Genomic DNA, 14,814 nt, shown 5'->3' with positions numbered 1-14,814 from the left:
TGGCTTACCAGCTCAGCGGCTGGCCATCGTGGTTAAAGAAACCGCCGTTGTCGGCGGGGCTGAGGCGGGCCAGCGTGGCGCGCAGATCGCGCGCGCTGTCCTCCACCTCCAGCTCGGCGGAGGCGCCCCCCATATCGGTGCGCACCCAGCCCGGATGCAGGGCGACGCAGGTGGCGCCCTGGCTGGCGAACTGCAGGCTGATATCGACCAGCACCGAGTTCAGGGCGGCCTTGCTGGCCCGGTACAGGCTGGCATTGCCGCTGGTACGCAGGGCCAGCGAGCCCATGCGCGAGGACATGACGGCCAGGCGCCCGTTGGCTGCGCCCACCAGCGGCGCCAGCAGCGGCAGCAGGCGCATCGCGGCCAGCACATTGGTGTGCATGACCTGGTCAAAATCCTGTTGCGTCGGAAAGCCGTCGGCGCGCGGGCCGAACACGCCGGCATTGAGCACGGCCACGTCCAGTTTTTCGCCGTCGAGTTTCCAGCCGAAGCCGGCGATGGCCTCGACATTGGTGACGTCGAGGCGGTGCGCCTCGGCGCCCAGACGGGCCAGCGCGGCCACGTCGGCGGGCTGGCGCGCGCTGGCGATCACGCGCCAGCCCGCGTCCAGGTATTGGCGCGCCAGCGCGCGGCCGATGCCACGCGAGGCGCCGATGATCAGTGCGGTCGACATAGACGAGGGGCGGCGCGCGGCCGCCCCGCCGGCGCTCACAGCATCTCGATGGCGACGGCCGTGCCTTCACCGCCGCCGATGCACAGCGAGGCGACGCCGCGCTTGCCGCCGGTGCGCTTGAGGGCGCCCAGCAGGGTGACGATGATGCGCGCGCCCGAGGCGCCGATCGGGTGGCCGAGCGCGCAGGCGCCGCCGTGGATATTGACCTTGCTGTGCGGGATGTCGAGTTCGGCCATGGCGGCCATCGGCACCGCGGCGAAGGCTTCGTTAATCTCGAACAGGTCGACATCGGCCACGCTCCAGCCGGTCTTCTTGAACAGCTTCTGCATGGCGCCGACCGGGGCCGTCGTGAACCAGTTCGGTTCCTGGGCGTGGGTGGCGTGCGCCAGGATCTTGGCGATCGGGCTCAGGCCCAGGGCCTTGGCCTTGGATTCGCGCATCATCACCAGGGCGGCGGCGCCGTCATTGATCGAGGACGAGGAGGCGGCCGTGATGGTGCCGTCCTTCTTGAAGGCCGGCTTCAGGGACGGGATCTTGTCGACCTTGGCCTTGAGCGGGCCTTCGTCCTTGTCGATCAGCACGTCGCCGGCGCGCGCGGACACCGTCACCGGCGCGATTTCCCACTTGAAGTAGCCTTCCTGCGTGGCGGTCTGGGCGCGCGTGACCGAGTCGATGGCGAACTGGTCCTGGGCCTGGCGCGTGAACTGGTATTTGGCCGAGCATTCTTCGGCAAACGTGCCCATCGAGCGGCCGCCGCCATTCGGTTCGCGCGTGTAGGCGTCTTCCAGGCCGTCGTACATCATGTGGTCGAACATCATGCCGTGGCCGATGCGGTAGCCGCCGCGCGCCTTCGGAATCAGGTAGGGGGCGTTGGTCATCGACTCCATGCCGCCGGCGACGATGATCTCGGCCGAGCCGGCCGCCAGCGCGTCCCAGGCGTAGATCGCGGCCTGCATGGCCGAACCGCACATCTTGGACAGGGTGACGGCGCCGGTCGAGATCGGCAGACCGGCTTTCAGCAGGGCCTGGCGGGCCGGGGCCTGGCCCTGGCCGGCCATCAGGCAGTTGCCGAAGTAGACGTGTTCGACGCTGCTCGGGTCGACCCCGGCGCGCTGCACGGCGGCGGCGATGGCGACGGCGCCCAGGTCGTGCGCGGCCTTGGACGAGAAGTCGCCCTGGAAGGCCCCCATCGGGGTACGGGCGGCGCCAACGATAACGATCGGATCATTCATGGTAACAGTTCTCCAGGTGAGAGGGCGACGGGGTCGCCGGGGTGGTCGTAGAGGCCTTGCCGAACCGGACTGCGGCTGGGTAGGGGAAGATGTCGTGCAAGTCCCCGGCCAGAATGCGCTGCTGCTGTTGGTACCAGTAGTCGCGCGTCAGCAGGTCGGCGTGGTGTTTCAAAAAATAGTGACGGATGGTCGGGTTGCCGAGCAGGAAGCTGCCGAACTGCTCGGGGAAGACGTCATTGCGCGCCACCGGATACCAGGGTTCGCTGGCCAGCTCGTCTTCCTCGGTGCGCGCGGCCGGGATCGTGCGGAAATGGCAGTCGCTCAGGTATTCGATTTCATCGTAATCATAGAACACCACGCGCCCCTGGCGGGTGACGCCGAAATTTTTGTAGAGCATATCGCCGGGGAAAATATTCGCGGCGATCAGGTCCTTGATCGCATGGCCGTATTCGATGATGCCATGTTCGAGCCAGTCCATGCGCCCCGCTTGTTCCGCCTGACTCAGCCAGAGATTCAGGGGCACCATACGGCGCTCGATGTACAGGTGGCGCACGATGATGCGCTCGTCCTCGAGCTCGACCACGGAGGGCGCTTCGCGCAGCAGTTCGGCCAGCAGGTCCTCGCTGAAGCGCGCGCGCGGAAAGGCCACGTTCGAGTATTCGAGCGTGTCGGCCATGCGCCCGACGCGGTCGTGGTGTTTGACCAGCAGGTATTTCTCCTGGATCTGGGCGCGCGTCGTTTCCTTCGGCGCCGGGAACACATCCTTGATCACCTTGAACACATACGGAAACGAGGGCAGGGTGAACACCAGCATCACCATGCCGCGGATGCCGGGTGCGAACGCGAACTGGTCCGAGCTGTGCCGCAGATGCTGGAGAAAATCGCGGTAGAACAGGGTCTTGCCCTGCTTTTGCAGGCCGAGCATCGTGTAGATCTCGCTGCGCGGCGTGCGCGGCAGCAGGCTGCGCAGGAACTGCACATAGGCCGAGGGCACTTCCATGTCGACCAGGAAGTAGGCGCGCGTGAACGAGAACAGCACGCCGATGTGGGCCGGATCGAGCAGCACGGTGTCGAGGAACAGGCGGCCGCGGCGGCGGTGCAGCAGCGGCACCACGAAGGGCAGTTCGCGCTCGCCATTGATGGCCTTGCCGACGATATAGGCGCCCTTGTTGCGGAAGAACAGGCTCGACAGCACCTGGATCTGGTGGTTCGGCTCGAGCTCGGCCTGGCCGAACGCGGCCAGCAGGCGCGCCTCGACCAGGGCGACGTCGCGCTCGAGATCCTCGAAGGCCACGTCGAGCTGGAAATTGGTGACGATGCGCTTGAGCGTGAAGCGCAGGCCGTCGGCCGCCGGGTAGTACACGCGGTAGGTCGGGCGCGGCTCGCTGGTCTCGATGTAGTCGGTCGAGACGGCCGGGCGCACGAAGATGAAATCGTTATGGTAGTAGGTGCGGTGCAGGATCGAGCAGCACACCGAATTGAAGAAGGTCTCGGCCAGTTCGGGCTGCTTGTGGTCGGTCAGCAGGCCGATGTAGTGCAGCTTGCACTCGCGCCAGACATCGTCAGTCAGTTCGGCCGGCTCGTACTCGTCTTCGAGCAGCTGCACGCATTCCTGCACGCGGCGGTCGTAGAAGTCGATGCGTTCGCGCGCGGCCTGCTGGCCGGCGGCCCAGGCGCCGCGCTCGAACAGGGTCTGGGCCTGCTGGCTGGTGGCGCGGAACAGGCGGTAGTGCTTGTCGAAACCGTCGAGGATGGTGCGCGCGATGTCAAACGCAATCTGCGACGACAGCAGCTTGGGGAAAGCGGCTGGCTGGCTCATGCGCGCACCATCGGCATTTACTTGGTCTCGGCGAACAGTTCGCGGCCGATCAGCATGCGGCGGATTTCGCTGGTGCCGGCCCCGATTTCGTAGAGCTTGGCGTCGCGCCAGAGTCGGCCGCACGGATACTCGTTGATATAGCCATTCCCGCCCAGGGTCTGGATCGCCTCGCCGGCCATCCAGGTCGCCTTTTCGGCCGAGTACAGGATGGCGCCGGCCGCGTCCTTGCGCAGGGCCCGCACCTGCTCGGCCGTGGTGGCGCGGTCGCAGGCCTGGCCGACCGCATACACATAGGCCTTGCAGGCCATCATGGTCGCATACATGTCGGCGATCTTGCCCTGCATGAGCTGGAATTCGCCGATCGGCTGGCCGAACTGCTTGCGGTCGTGGATGTAGGGCACCACCACGTCCATGCAGGCGCTCATGATGCCGAGCGGGCCGCCGGACAGCACGGTGCGTTCGAAGTCCAGGCCCGACATCAGCACATTCACGCCCTTGCCTTCGCCGCCGAGCACGTTCTCGACCGGCACTTCGCAGTTTTCAAACACCAGTTCGCCCGTGTGCGAGCCGCGCATGCCGAGCTTGTCGAGCTTCTGGGCGATCGAGAAGCCCTTGAAGCCCTTCTCGATCAGGAAGGCGGTCATGCCGCGCGGGCCGGCCTCGAGGTCGGTCTTGGCGTAGACCACCAGGGTGTCGGCGTCGGGACCATTGGTGATCCACATCTTGGTGCCGTTGAGCAGGTAATGGTCGCCCTTGAAGTCGGCGCGCAGCTTCATGCTGACCACGTCCGAGCCGGCGTTCGGCTCCGACATCGCGAGCGCGCCCACGTGCTCGCCCGAGATCAGCTTGGGCAGGTATTTTTGTTTCTGCGCTTCGTTGCCGTTGCGCTTGATCTGGTTCACGCACAAGTTCGAGTGGGCGCCATACGACAGGCCGACCGAGGCCGAGGCGCGCGAAATCTCTTCCATCGCGATGATGTGGGCCAGATAGCCCATGTTGGCGCCGCCATACTCCTCGCCGACCGTGATGCCGAGCAGGCCCAGCTCGCCCATCTTGCGCCACAGGTCCATCGGGAACTGGTCGGTGCGGTCGATCTCGGCCGCGCGCGGCGCGATTTCGGCGGCGGCGAAGGCCTGCACCGCTTCGCGCAGGGCAGCGATGTCGTCGCCGTGGTCAAACGTCAGGCCAGGAAGGTGCAGCATGGTGTCTCCTCAGGGGTAGTAGGCGGTAAGGCGCTCATGATACGCCGGCTTGACGTTAACGTAAACGTCAAGCCGGGTGCCTCAGGCCGGCGTCTGGGCCGCGTATTCGGCCAGCAGCCGCTTGCACTCGTCTTCGTGGGTGCTGATGTCGGCCAGCGACATTTCGATGTCCTCGCGCTGCTGTTCGAGCGTCTCGCGCTGGTGCGCCAGGGCTTCGAGGAAACGGTTGATCTGGGCCACCGTGTCCTTGGGCGACTCGTACATGTCGATGATGCTCTTGATCTCCGACAGGGTCAGGCCGAGGCGCTTGCCGCGCAAGGTCAGCTTCAGGCGCGTGCGGTCGCGCGGCGTGTAAACACGGTTGCGGCCGCCGACCCCCTCGCGGCTCGGGCTCAGCAGGCCCTGATCTTCATAGAAACGGATGGCGCGCGCCGTGATGTCGAATTCGCGCGCCAGTTCGGTGATGGTATAGGTCGGCATGGTTTGGCTTAGAATGGGCTACATCTTCCGTAAACGTCAATCATTGTAGCGCGTATATGAACCGGCTTGAATCCCAACTTGACTACCCGTTTGGCGAGGCCCTGCCCGCCGCTGGCGCGCTGCTGCCGATCGGCCCCGGCCTGCGCTGGCTGCGCATGCCGCTGCCGTTTGCCCTTGACCACATCAACCTCTGGCTGCTCGATGAGGACGACGGCTTCAGCGTGGTCGACACCGGCGTGGCCCTGGAGCCGACGCGCACGGCGTGGGAGCAAGTACTCACTTCGGTGGGCGGTGCGGGGCGTCTGCGGCGGGTGTTCGTCACCCACTGCCACCCCGACCATGTCGGCAATGCCGACTGGCTGTGCCAGCAGTCGGGCGCCAGCCTGTGGATGACGACCGGCGAATACGCGTTCGCGCGCATGATGGCGGCGGCCCTGCCCGGAGTCGACGGCCCGGCCGCCGTCCCCCACTTCGAGCGCCATGGCCTGCGCGACCCGGCCATGCTCGCCCAGCTGCGCGCGCGCAAGTCTTACTACCCTTCGCTGGTGCCGGCCGTGCCGCACGCCTACCGCCGCCTGCAGCACGGCCAGGCGCTGCAGATCGGCGGGCGGCGCTGGGAGGTGATCGCCGGCTTCGGCCATTCGCCCGAGCACGCGGCCCTGTATTGCGCCGAGGCCGGCTGGCTGCTGTCGGGCGACATGGTGTTGCCGCGCATCTCGACGAATGTCTCGGTGTTCGCCGTCGAGCCCGAAGCCAATCCGCTCGCCCAGTACCTCGATTCGCTGCGCGCCTATGCCGACCTGCCCGATGACACCTTGGTGCTGCCGGCGCACGGGCGCCCGTTCCGCGGCCTGCACACGCGCATCGCCCAGCTGCGCGCCCACCATGCGGAACGCCTGGCCGAAGTCATCCAGGCCTGCGCCACGCCGCAGACGGCGGCCAGCATCGTGCCACTGATGTTCAAACGCCCGCTCGACGCCCATCAGCTGAGCTTCGCGCTGGGCGAGGCCCTGGCCCACTTGCACAAACTCTGGCACGAAGGCATGCTGCGGCGCGCAGCGGATGCCGACGGCGTCCTGCATTTCAGCCTCAATTAAGGAGTCAGCGTGGAGTACCGCACCGAGATCATGATCGCCGCCGCGCCCGCGCGCGTGTGGCAGGTGATGAGCGAGCTGGAGCAGTGGCCGGCCTGGACCCCGAGCTTCACCAGCGTCAAGCTGCTGAGCCCGGGCGCGCCCGGCGTCGGCAGCCGCGTCCATACCAAGCAGCCGCGCCTGGCCGCCGCCACCCTGGTGATCAGCGCCTGGACGCCGGGCCAGGGTTTCACCTGGGGCGCGCGCCAGCCGGGCCTGAGCGTGGTGGCCGAACACGCGCTGGCCGCGGCCGGTGACGGCTGCCGCGTGCGCCTGGCGATCCGCTTTTCCGGATTTCTTTCCGGCATTGTCTCTATCATTTATGGCAAAATGATCCGACAGTATGTGGAGCAGGAGGCCATGGGCCTCAAAACGGCCTGCGAAGCCGGATCCGATCGCAGCCCCGTCAAGAAATAAGCGTGATCCGTTTCATTTTTGCGTAAGACAATCTCTTACGTAACGTGCGCCGCCTGCGTGGCGGACGGCGTACACTGGCACCGCGTTTTTTCTTCCTGTTTGATGCACATTAACTGTGAATTAACAAGAGAAGCCGTCTTTTTTCAAAAACGCGTTTGCACTGCAATGATCGTTGGTCCACGACAATATGAATGTAAATTTTTTCCATTCAGCTTGTCATATCTGGTTCACAGATTTCATAGACTGACTTTCATAGCGGAGCGTGAAATAGTGCCAGAATGAATTCTTCGAACGAACGTGAATCTTTTAGCGAGCGCCTCCAGCTAGCGCTGAAGAACGCTCATTATTCTCCTGATAGCCCGACCCGCCTGGCGCGCGAATTCAATATTCGCTTCGAGGGTCGGCCGATTACTGTCCACGCGGCCCGTAAATGGCTGGTGGGCGAGGCCATTCCCACCCAGGAGAAGCTGCGCATGATCGCCCAGTGGCTGGGCGTCCCGGCCGACTGGCTGCGCTTTGGCGGCAGCCAGGAGGGCCTGCCCCAGGGCGCGGCGAGCAGCGAACCGCTGTCGCGCTTCGAATCGGCCGATGTCAAACTGATTGCAGATTTGCAGCGTCTGGACGATCACCATCGTCAAATTGCACGCGAATTCATCCGCATGTTGGTGCGAATCAATAACCAAAAGTAACAAACTGATTCACAATCCACGTGCATGCACACAGGCTGACCGGACGGTGTCGGCCTTTTTTGTTTATGGAATGTCATTGTTCCAATCTCTGTCCGTGGCCTGACCGATAAATCTTTACGATATGTCATACCGCTGCCAGATTTTTGATGCACAATAGCCCGATTCCCGAGGTCGGGAATGGTTGTACCCTTGTTTGCTTGTATCAAGGAGAGCAGGTTTGAGCCGTCTTTTGAAAAGCAACTACAGCAATGCCGCACAATTGAAAGAACTGATGACCGCGCCGCCGATGACGGCCGCCAAGCACGCGGAAGTGATGCGCAAACGCATCGAACACCGCCGCATGGTCGAAGACGCGCGGGAATGGAAACAGGCTTCGGCCTGGTACAACGATAAGCGCTAACGGGCCCTGAGCGCGTTCCACAGCCGGGCGCCAGCGCTCCCGATTCTGGAACTCCATCACGGTCCCCCGCGTCCAACCGCTAGCCGGTGTCGCGCGGGCAGGCTTATCCATCGTTCTGTGCAACAGGCGCCCGCCGGGCGTCCGGCTGCGCGCATGCCAAAAAAAGGCCGCCATGCACCCATGGCGGCCCGGGGCGCGGCTGCGCCGGCTTTACATGCCTTGCCAGATCGGGGCGTGAGCCTGTGGCGCGCCCATCAGCTCGAGCACGCGCGCGACGCTGTGGTCGATCAGCTCGTCCACGGTCTTGGGTTGGTGGTAGAAGGCCGGCAGCGGCGGGAAGATGATGCCGCCCATTTCCGTCACGGCCGTCATATTGCGCAGATGGGCCAGGTTGAACGGGGTTTCGCGCACCAGCAGCAGCAGGCGGCGCCGTTCCTTGAGCGTGACGTCGGCCGCGCGCGCGATCAGATTATCGGCCAGGCCGTGGGCCACGGCGGCCAGGGTTTTCATCGAGCACGGCGCGATCACCATGCCATCGACCGGAAACGAGCCGCTGGCGATGCTGGCGCCGACCGCGCGCGGACTGTGCACGACATCGGCCAGGGCCTCGACCTCGCGCCGCTGCAGCCCGGTTTCCTGGTGCAGGGTCAGGTTGGCCGCTTCGGAAATGACCACATGGGTCTCGACGCCGGCCTGCTGGCGCAGGGCCTGCAGCAGCCGCACGCCATACACGGCGCCGGTGGCGCCGGTGATGGCGACGACCAGCCGGCGCGGACGTTCAGACATCGGCCAGCAGCTTCTGCAGCTCGCCCGACTCGTACATCTCGGTCATGATGTCGGAACCGCCGATGAACTCGCCCTTCACATACAGCTGGGGAATGGTCGGCCAGTTCGAGTAGTCCTTGATGCCCTGACGCACTTCGGCGTCATCGAGCACATTGACGGTGGCGATGTTGTCGACGCCGCAGGCCTTCAGGATCTGGATCGCACGGCCGGAAAAACCGCACTGGGGGAACTGGGCCGTACCCTTCATGAACAGCACCACCGGGGTATTGGTCACGGTTTCACGAATCCAGGTTTGCACGTCGCTCATAACAACCTCTAAGGAAAATCAAAAGATGCCGCCATTTTATAAGAAATCGGCGGCATCGGCTTTGCGCGGCCCGGCCTAGCCGCGCAGCTTGGCGAAGGCGGCCGCCATCGAACCCTGGGCCGCGGCCGGCTGCTGGCGCTGGTGCTGTTGCAGGCGCTGGCGGTCGTTGCGGTCGCCGCGCTGCTCGGGCCGGGTGCCGGGCGCCGGCGCGCTGTCGTTCAGGCGCATCGTCAGGGCGATGCGCTTGCGCTTGACGTCGACCTCGAGCACCTTGACCTTGACCACCTGGCCGGCCTTGACCATGGCATGCGGATCCTTCACGAACTGGTGCGACAGGGCCGAGATGTGGACCAGCCCGTCCTGGTGCACGCCGATGTCGACGAAGGCGCCGAAGGCCGCCACATTCGTCACCACGCCTTCCAGGATCATGTCGGGGCGCAGGTCGCTGATCTCCTCGACCCCGTCCTTGAAGGTGGCCGTGGTGAAGGCCGGACGCGGATCGCGCCCCGGCTTTTCCAGTTCCTTGAGGATGTCGCTGACGGTCGGCAGGCCGAAGCGCTCGTCGGCATAGCGGGCCGGCTGCAGGCGCTTGAGGGTGGCGCTGTCACCGATCAGCTCGCCGATGCCCTTCTTGATGTCGGCCAGGATCTTTTCGACCACCGGATAGGACTCGGGGTGGACCGCCGAAGCATCCAGCGGGTTCTCGCCCTGCATCACGCGCAGGAAGCCGGCGGCCTGCTCGAAAGTCTTCTCGCCCAGGCGCGGCACCGCCTTCAAGGCCTGGCGCGAGGCAAACGCGCCGTGGCTGTCGCGGTAGGCCACGATCGACTGGGCGACAGCGGCCGACAGGCCCGACACGCGCGTCAGCAGCGGGGCCGAGGCCGTATTCACATCGACCCCGACCGCATTCACGCAGTCCTCGACGACAGCGTCGAGGGTGCGTGCCAGCTGGGTCTGACTGACATCGTGCTGGTACTGGCCGACGCCGATCGATTTCGGGTCGATCTTGACCAGCTCGGCCAGCGGGTCCTGCAGGCGGCGCGCGATCGACACCGCCCCGCGCAGCGAGACGTCGAGCGCGGGCAGTTCGCGCGACGCGTATTCCGAGGCCGAATACACCGAGGCCCCGGCTTCCGAGACGACGATCTTGGTCAGCTTCAGCTCGGGGCGCTGTTTGATCAGGTCCTGGGCCAGCTTGTCGGTCTCGCGCGAGGCCGTGCCATTGCCGATCGAAATCAGGCTGACCTGGTGCTTCTCGGCCAGCTGGGCCAGGGTGTGCAGGGCGCCATGCCAGTCATTGCGCGGCTGGTGCGGGTAGACGGTGGCGGTGTCGACCACCTTGCCGGTGGCGTCGACCACGGCCACCTTGACGCCGGTGCGCAGGCCCGGGTCCAGGCCCATGGTGGCGCGCGGGCCGGCCGGGGCGGCCAGCAGCAGGTCCTTCAGATTGCGCGCGAACACCTGGATCGCCTCGGTCTCGGCGCGCTCGCGCAGCGCGCCCATCAGTTCGCTTTCGAGGTGCATGAAGGATTTCACGCGCCAGGTCCAGCGCACCGTGTCGAGCAGCCATTTGTCGGCCGCCCGCCCCTGGGCGCTGATGCCGAACTGCTTGGCGATGCGTGCCTCGCACGGGTTGTGGGGCGCGTCCCACTTCGGCTTTTCCTCTTCAGTGTCGAGCCGCAGGGCGACCTCGAGCACGCCTTCGCGGCGTCCGCGCAGCAGGGCCAGGGCGCGGTGCGAGGGCACGCTGGCGAGCGCCTCGCTGTAGTCGAAGTAGTCGGCGAATTTCTCGCCCTCGTCTTCCTTGCCGGCGATGACTTTGGACGTCACGACCCCATGTTCGTTGACATAGTCGCGTAATTGCTGCAACAGGCTGGCGTCCTCAGCGAACCGTTCCATCAGGATCTGGCGCGCGCCGTCGAGCGCGGCCTTGGTGTCCGGCACGCCCGGATTATTCCCGTCCTCGCTGCTGAAAGCCTCCTTCAGATAGGCCTGGGCTTCGTGTTCGGGATCGCGCGTCGGATCGGCCAGCAGGGCTTCGGCCAGCGGGGCCAGGCCGGCCTCGATGGCGATCTGGGCCTTGGTGCGCCGTTTCGGCTTGTAGGGCAGGTACAGGTCCTCGAGCCGGGTCTTATCCTCGGCTTGATGCACCGCAGCCAGCAGGGCCGGGGTCATCTTGCCTTGCTCGCTGATCGAGGCGATGATAGTTGCCCGCCGCTCCTCGAGCTCACGCAGGTAGCGCAGGCGCTCCTCGAGGGTGCGCAGCTGGACGTCGTCGAGCCCGCCCGTGGCTTCCTTGCGGTAGCGGGCGATGAAGGGGACGGTGGCGCCTTCATCGAGCAGGGCGATGGCGGCGGCGACCTGGGCCGGTTTGGCCGACAGTTCGGTGGCGAGGCGATGTTCAATCGGGGGCAGCATACGGTGGTCCATGTGAATCGAGCCCGCCATGATACGCAATCGGCGGCGCGCGTCAAAATGGCGGCCGATGGTGTGGGCAAGCCTTCCCGGATGGGTCATAATATCCGGTGTTGTTGAAACAGATACAAGAAAGCAAAGGTTCATGCGCACGATGGATTTCGATCCGCACGAGAGCACCCCGGCGCCCACGCCCGCCCCCCTGACCGCCAATGGCCTGCCGGCGCCGGTCGCGTCCTGGCTCGCCCGCGTCGAGGCGGCGGCCCATCCGCAGCCGCGCCTGACGGCCGAGCTCAAGGATCCGAAAGCGGCGCAATTCAAGTTCGTGTACGTGCTGGCGCCGACCAGCGGCGGGCGCCATGTGGCCCTGTGCCTGTGCAAGGCGCGCCTGCGCCCGAACGGCGACGTGGCCGCGGCCAGCCCGGTCAATGAAATCTTCTCCCTGCTGTCGGCCCCGCCCGCCTATCTGGAAGGGCCGGACGAGGACCTGGTGCGCTTCTTCATCGCCATGCGCTCGGGCAGCGGCACGGCGGCCGGTCCCGCCACCGAGCCCAAGGGCAAGGTCGGCGCCATCCTGCTGCAGATGCTGCTCGAGCAGGAAAAGCTGCTGTGGGCCAACTCCTGGCAGGACATGGCGAATGGCCTGCTGTACCCGCTCCAGGCCGGCCCCGAACGCCAGGCCAATCTGGTCTGGCGCGAGGAAGGGCGCGCGTCCAAGCTCGGCTGGCATGTCGAGCCGGCCCCCGGCGCCCGTCACATCGGCGCCGACCAGATCGACTACATGCTGCCGACCGATCCGCCCTGGTATATCGACAACCTGTCCTGCGGCGCCCTGCATCTGAACCGCGGCGGCGTCGACATCTCGCTGGCCGATCTGCAGGCCCTGGTGGCCCAGGCCCCGGTGCTGAGCGGCACTGAAAAGCGGCGCGTCTCCCAGCTGTTGCTGGCGCACGGCCTGTCGAACCTGATGCCGCTGCCGCAGCCGCTGCAGCAGCGCCTGCGCGAGGACGTGCAGCCCAGGCCGGTGCTGCTGCTGGACGCCGTGGCCCTGCCGGAAGGCCTGTCGCAGCGCTGGCACGACTATGCGGTGCTGTCCTTCGACTATGACGGCGAGAAAATCGCCTTCGACCCCAGCCTGCGCGTGGTGCGCCAGCTGGGCGACACCACCGAAATCATCGTCCGCAACACCGAGCAGGAAGCGGCCGCCCTGGCCCGCCTGAGCGCGCTGGGCTTTCGCAAGCCGGCCTCGACGCCGCTGTCGGGCCTGTCCGGCGCGCTCCAGCTCGAATCGCAGGCGCACTGGATCCGCTTTGCCGGCACCGACCTGGCCGCGCTGACGGCCGCCGGCTGGCAGGTGCAGAAGGCGAATAAATACCGCTACGAGCTCGAGCCCGTGGGCGACTGGTATGCCGATATTTTCGAGCCCGAGGAAGCCGGCCACGCCTGGTTCGAACTCGAGCTCGGCATCCACGTGCACGACAAGCGCGTGCCGCTGCTGCCGGTGCTGGTCCAGATGATCCGCCTGGCGCCTGCGGACTTCGACCCCGACGTGCTGGCCGCCCATGGCGAACACGACCAGATGCTGGCCACCCTGCCCGACGGCAAGCGCGTGGCCCTGCCCTGGAGCCGCGTGCGCCCGATCCTGGCCACGCTCGGCGAGCTGTATTTCAGCGAGAAGATCAAGCCGCGCCTGAAGCTGTCGACGCTCGACGCGGCCCGGCTCGAAGACCTGGCGCGCGGCGGCCCCTTCCAGTGGAGCGGCGGCGAGCGCCTGCGCGAAACGGGGCGCAAGCTGGCCCAGTTCGGCTCGATCCAGAAGGCGACGGCCCCGGCCGGCCTGCAGGCCACCTTGCGCGACTACCAGCTCGACGGCCTGTCCTGGATGCAGTTCCTGCGCGAATACGATCTGGCCGGCATCCTGGCCGACGACATGGGTCTGGGCAAAACCGTGCAGACCCTGGCCCACATCCTGACCGAAAAGGAAGCCGGCCGTCTCGACGCGCCGGCCCTGGTGATCGCGCCGACCAGCCTGATGACCAACTGGGTCGAGGAAGCGCGCCGCTTCGCGCCCAGCCTGCGCGTGCTGCTGCTGCAGGGCAAAGAGCGGGTCGGCCAGTTCGACCAGATTCCCACGGCCGACCTGGTGCTGACCACCTATGCGCTGCTGCCGCGCGACGAGGAAAAGCTGCGCGAGCACAGCTACCATCTGGTGATTCTCGACGAATCCCACTACATCAAGAACAACCGCTCGAAGGCGGCCCAGAGCGCCGGCCTGCTGCCGGCCCGCCACCGCCTGTGTCTGACCGGCACGCCGCTCGAAAACCACCTGGGCGAGCTGTGGTCGCAGTTCCACTTCCTGCTGCCCGGCCTGCTGGGCGACGAGAAGGGCTTCAATGCCCAGTTCCGCCACCCGATCGAGCGCCAGGACGATCCGCTGCGGCGCGCGCTGCTGAACCGCCGCATCAAGCCCTTCCTGCTGCGCCGGACCAAGGACCATGTGGCCAAGGAATTGCCGGCCAAGACAGAGATGGTGCGCATGGTCGAGATCAGCGGCCCCCAGCGCGACCTGTACGAAACGGTGCGCCTGGCCATGGACCGCAAGGTGCGCGAGGAAATCGACAAGAAGGGCGTGGCGCGCAGCCAGATCGTGATTCTCGAAGCTCTGCTCAAGCTGCGCCAAGTCTGCTGCGATCCGCGTCTGGTCAAAGCCCTGCCGGCGCGCAAGAGCGGCCCGGCCTCGGCCAAGCTGGCCGACCTGATGCAGATGGTCGACGATCTGCTCGAAGAAGGCCGCAAGATTCTGGTGTTCTCGCAGTTCACCTCGATGCTCGAACTGATCGAGGAAGAGCTCGACGCGCGCCGCATTCCGTATGCGCTGCTGACCGGCGAAACCAAGGACCGTGCGGCCCAGGTTGCCGCCTTCCAGCAGGGCGCCGTGCCGATCTTCCTGATCTCGCTCAAAGCCGGCGGCGTTGGGCTGAACCTGACCGCGGCCGACACGGTCATTCACTATGACCCGTGGTGGAATCCGGCCGCCGAGCAGCAGGCCACCGACCGCGCCTGGCGTATCGGCCAGGACAAGCCGGTGTTCGTCTACAAACTGATCGCCAAGGGCACGCTCGAGGAGAAAATCCAGCAGCTGCAGCAGAAAAAATCCGAGCTGGCGCAATCGGTGCTGGCCGAGGGCGAGGCGAACAACAAGCTGGTGCTCACGCAGGAAGACCTGCAGGCCATCTTCGCCCCGCTCGAGGAAGACTGAGC

13 protein-coding genes are annotated in these 14,814 nt (G+C 66.0%); 5 read left to right on the top strand and 8 right to left on the bottom strand.

The window, feature by feature from the left end:
- Window positions 1-4: 4 nt before the first annotated feature.
- The 5 genes from LZ005_RS12395 to LZ005_RS12375 all read right to left on the bottom strand — a co-directional run bounded on the left by LZ005_RS12395 (window position 5) and on the right by LZ005_RS12375 (window position 5,406).
- The gene (locus LZ005_RS12395; RefSeq protein ID WP_237808388.1) at window positions 5-673 is read right to left on the bottom strand and encodes an SDR family oxidoreductase; all 669 of its coding nucleotides are present in this window, start codon (window positions 671-673) and stop codon (window positions 5-7) included.
- Between the two features lie 35 nt (window positions 674-708).
- Window positions 709-1,905, bottom strand: coding sequence for an acetyl-CoA C-acyltransferase (locus tag LZ005_RS12390; protein WP_237808387.1), 1,197 nt, complete (start codon window positions 1,903-1,905; stop codon window positions 709-711).
- Window positions 1,898-3,724, bottom strand: a complete 1,827-nt coding sequence (gene aceK, locus LZ005_RS12385) for a bifunctional isocitrate dehydrogenase kinase/phosphatase (RefSeq protein ID WP_237808386.1) — start codon at window positions 3,722-3,724, stop codon at window positions 1,898-1,900. Before aceK ends, LZ005_RS12390 begins: the two co-directional genes overlap by 8 nt.
- Before the next feature lie 17 nt (window positions 3,725-3,741).
- Complete coding sequence (locus LZ005_RS12380; RefSeq protein WP_237808385.1) at window positions 3,742-4,926, bottom strand: isovaleryl-CoA dehydrogenase; 1,185 nt, start codon at window positions 4,924-4,926, stop codon at window positions 3,742-3,744.
- 81 nt (window positions 4,927-5,007) lie between these two features.
- Complete coding sequence (locus tag LZ005_RS12375; RefSeq protein WP_237808384.1) at window positions 5,008-5,406, bottom strand: MerR family DNA-binding transcriptional regulator; 399 nt, start codon at window positions 5,404-5,406, stop codon at window positions 5,008-5,010.
- 56 nt (window positions 5,407-5,462) lie between these two features.
- On the opposite strand from LZ005_RS12375, the gene LZ005_RS12370 reads away from it, so the two are divergent.
- The 4 genes from LZ005_RS12370 (at window position 5,463) to LZ005_RS12355 (ending at window position 8,045) form a co-directional block, all read left to right on the top strand.
- Entirely contained in the window at window positions 5,463-6,503 is a 1,041-nt protein-coding gene (locus LZ005_RS12370; RefSeq protein WP_237808383.1) for an MBL fold metallo-hydrolase, read from the top strand.
- Between the two features lie 9 nt (window positions 6,504-6,512).
- Window positions 6,513-6,956, top strand: coding sequence for an SRPBCC family protein (locus LZ005_RS12365; protein ID WP_237808382.1), 444 nt, complete (start codon window positions 6,513-6,515; stop codon window positions 6,954-6,956).
- Between the two features lie 278 nt (window positions 6,957-7,234).
- The gene (locus LZ005_RS12360) at window positions 7,235-7,645 is read left to right on the top strand and encodes a hypothetical protein (RefSeq protein WP_237808381.1); all 411 of its coding nucleotides are present in this window, start codon (window positions 7,235-7,237) and stop codon (window positions 7,643-7,645) included.
- Between the two features lie 217 nt (window positions 7,646-7,862).
- Complete coding sequence (locus LZ005_RS12355) at window positions 7,863-8,045, top strand: hypothetical protein (RefSeq protein WP_237808546.1); 183 nt, start codon at window positions 7,863-7,865, stop codon at window positions 8,043-8,045.
- 210 nt (window positions 8,046-8,255) lie between these two features.
- Here the strand turns inward: LZ005_RS12355 and LZ005_RS12350 are convergent, their stop codons facing one another.
- From LZ005_RS12350 to LZ005_RS12340, 3 genes are all read right to left on the bottom strand, one after another.
- Complete coding sequence (locus tag LZ005_RS12350) at window positions 8,256-8,831, bottom strand: UbiX family flavin prenyltransferase (protein WP_237808380.1); 576 nt, start codon at window positions 8,829-8,831, stop codon at window positions 8,256-8,258.
- Window positions 8,824-9,138 (bottom strand): Grx4 family monothiol glutaredoxin, encoded by a 315-nt coding sequence (gene grxD / locus LZ005_RS12345; protein ID WP_237808379.1) that lies wholly within the window; start codon window positions 9,136-9,138, stop codon window positions 8,824-8,826. Before grxD ends, LZ005_RS12350 begins: the two co-directional genes overlap by 8 nt.
- Before the next feature lie 75 nt (window positions 9,139-9,213).
- Complete coding sequence (locus LZ005_RS12340; RefSeq protein WP_237808378.1) at window positions 9,214-11,556, bottom strand: Tex family protein; 2,343 nt, start codon at window positions 11,554-11,556, stop codon at window positions 9,214-9,216.
- Between the two features lie 142 nt (window positions 11,557-11,698).
- Between LZ005_RS12340 and LZ005_RS12335 the strand changes: the two genes are divergently transcribed.
- A complete protein-coding gene (locus LZ005_RS12335; protein ID WP_237808377.1) occupies window positions 11,699-14,812 on the top strand; it encodes a DEAD/DEAH box helicase in 3,114 nt (1,037 codons plus the stop codon).
- The last annotated feature ends 2 nt before the right edge of the window (window positions 14,813-14,814 follow it).

It is taken from the genome of Massilia sp. TS11 (assembly GCF_022012445.1).
GTDB lineage: Bacteria > Pseudomonadota > Gammaproteobacteria > Burkholderiales > Burkholderiaceae_D > Telluria.
The sequence above is the reverse complement of the archived record's forward strand: the minus strand, read 5'-3'. Positions and strand labels throughout refer to the sequence as shown.

Coding starts and splice junctions, on each gene's coding strand:
- aceK (WP_237808386.1), bottom strand. CDS start 3,724: ATGAGCCAGCCAGCCGCTTTCCCCAAGCTGCTGTCGTCGCAGATTGCG.
- LZ005_RS12390 (WP_237808387.1), bottom strand. CDS start 1,905: ATGAATGATCCGATCGTTATCGTTGGCGCCGCCCGTACCCCGATGGGG.
- LZ005_RS12380 (WP_237808385.1), bottom strand. CDS start 4,926: ATGCTGCACCTTCCTGGCCTGACGTTTGACCACGGCGACGACATCGCT.
- grxD (WP_237808379.1), bottom strand. CDS start 9,138: ATGAGCGACGTGCAAACCTGGATTCGTGAAACCGTGACCAATACCCCG.
- LZ005_RS12350 (WP_237808380.1), bottom strand. CDS start 8,831: ATGTCTGAACGTCCGCGCCGGCTGGTCGTCGCCATCACCGGCGCCACC.
- LZ005_RS12375 (WP_237808384.1), bottom strand. CDS start 5,406: ATGCCGACCTATACCATCACCGAACTGGCGCGCGAATTCGACATCACG.
- LZ005_RS12360 (WP_237808381.1), top strand. CDS start 7,235: ATGAATTCTTCGAACGAACGTGAATCTTTTAGCGAGCGCCTCCAGCTA.
- LZ005_RS12395 (WP_237808388.1), bottom strand. CDS start 673: ATGTCGACCGCACTGATCATCGGCGCCTCGCGTGGCATCGGCCGCGCG.
- LZ005_RS12340 (WP_237808378.1), bottom strand. CDS start 11,556: ATGCTGCCCCCGATTGAACATCGCCTCGCCACCGAACTGTCGGCCAAA.
- LZ005_RS12370 (WP_237808383.1), top strand. CDS start 5,463: ATGAACCGGCTTGAATCCCAACTTGACTACCCGTTTGGCGAGGCCCTG.
- LZ005_RS12335 (WP_237808377.1), top strand. CDS start 11,699: ATGCGCACGATGGATTTCGATCCGCACGAGAGCACCCCGGCGCCCACG.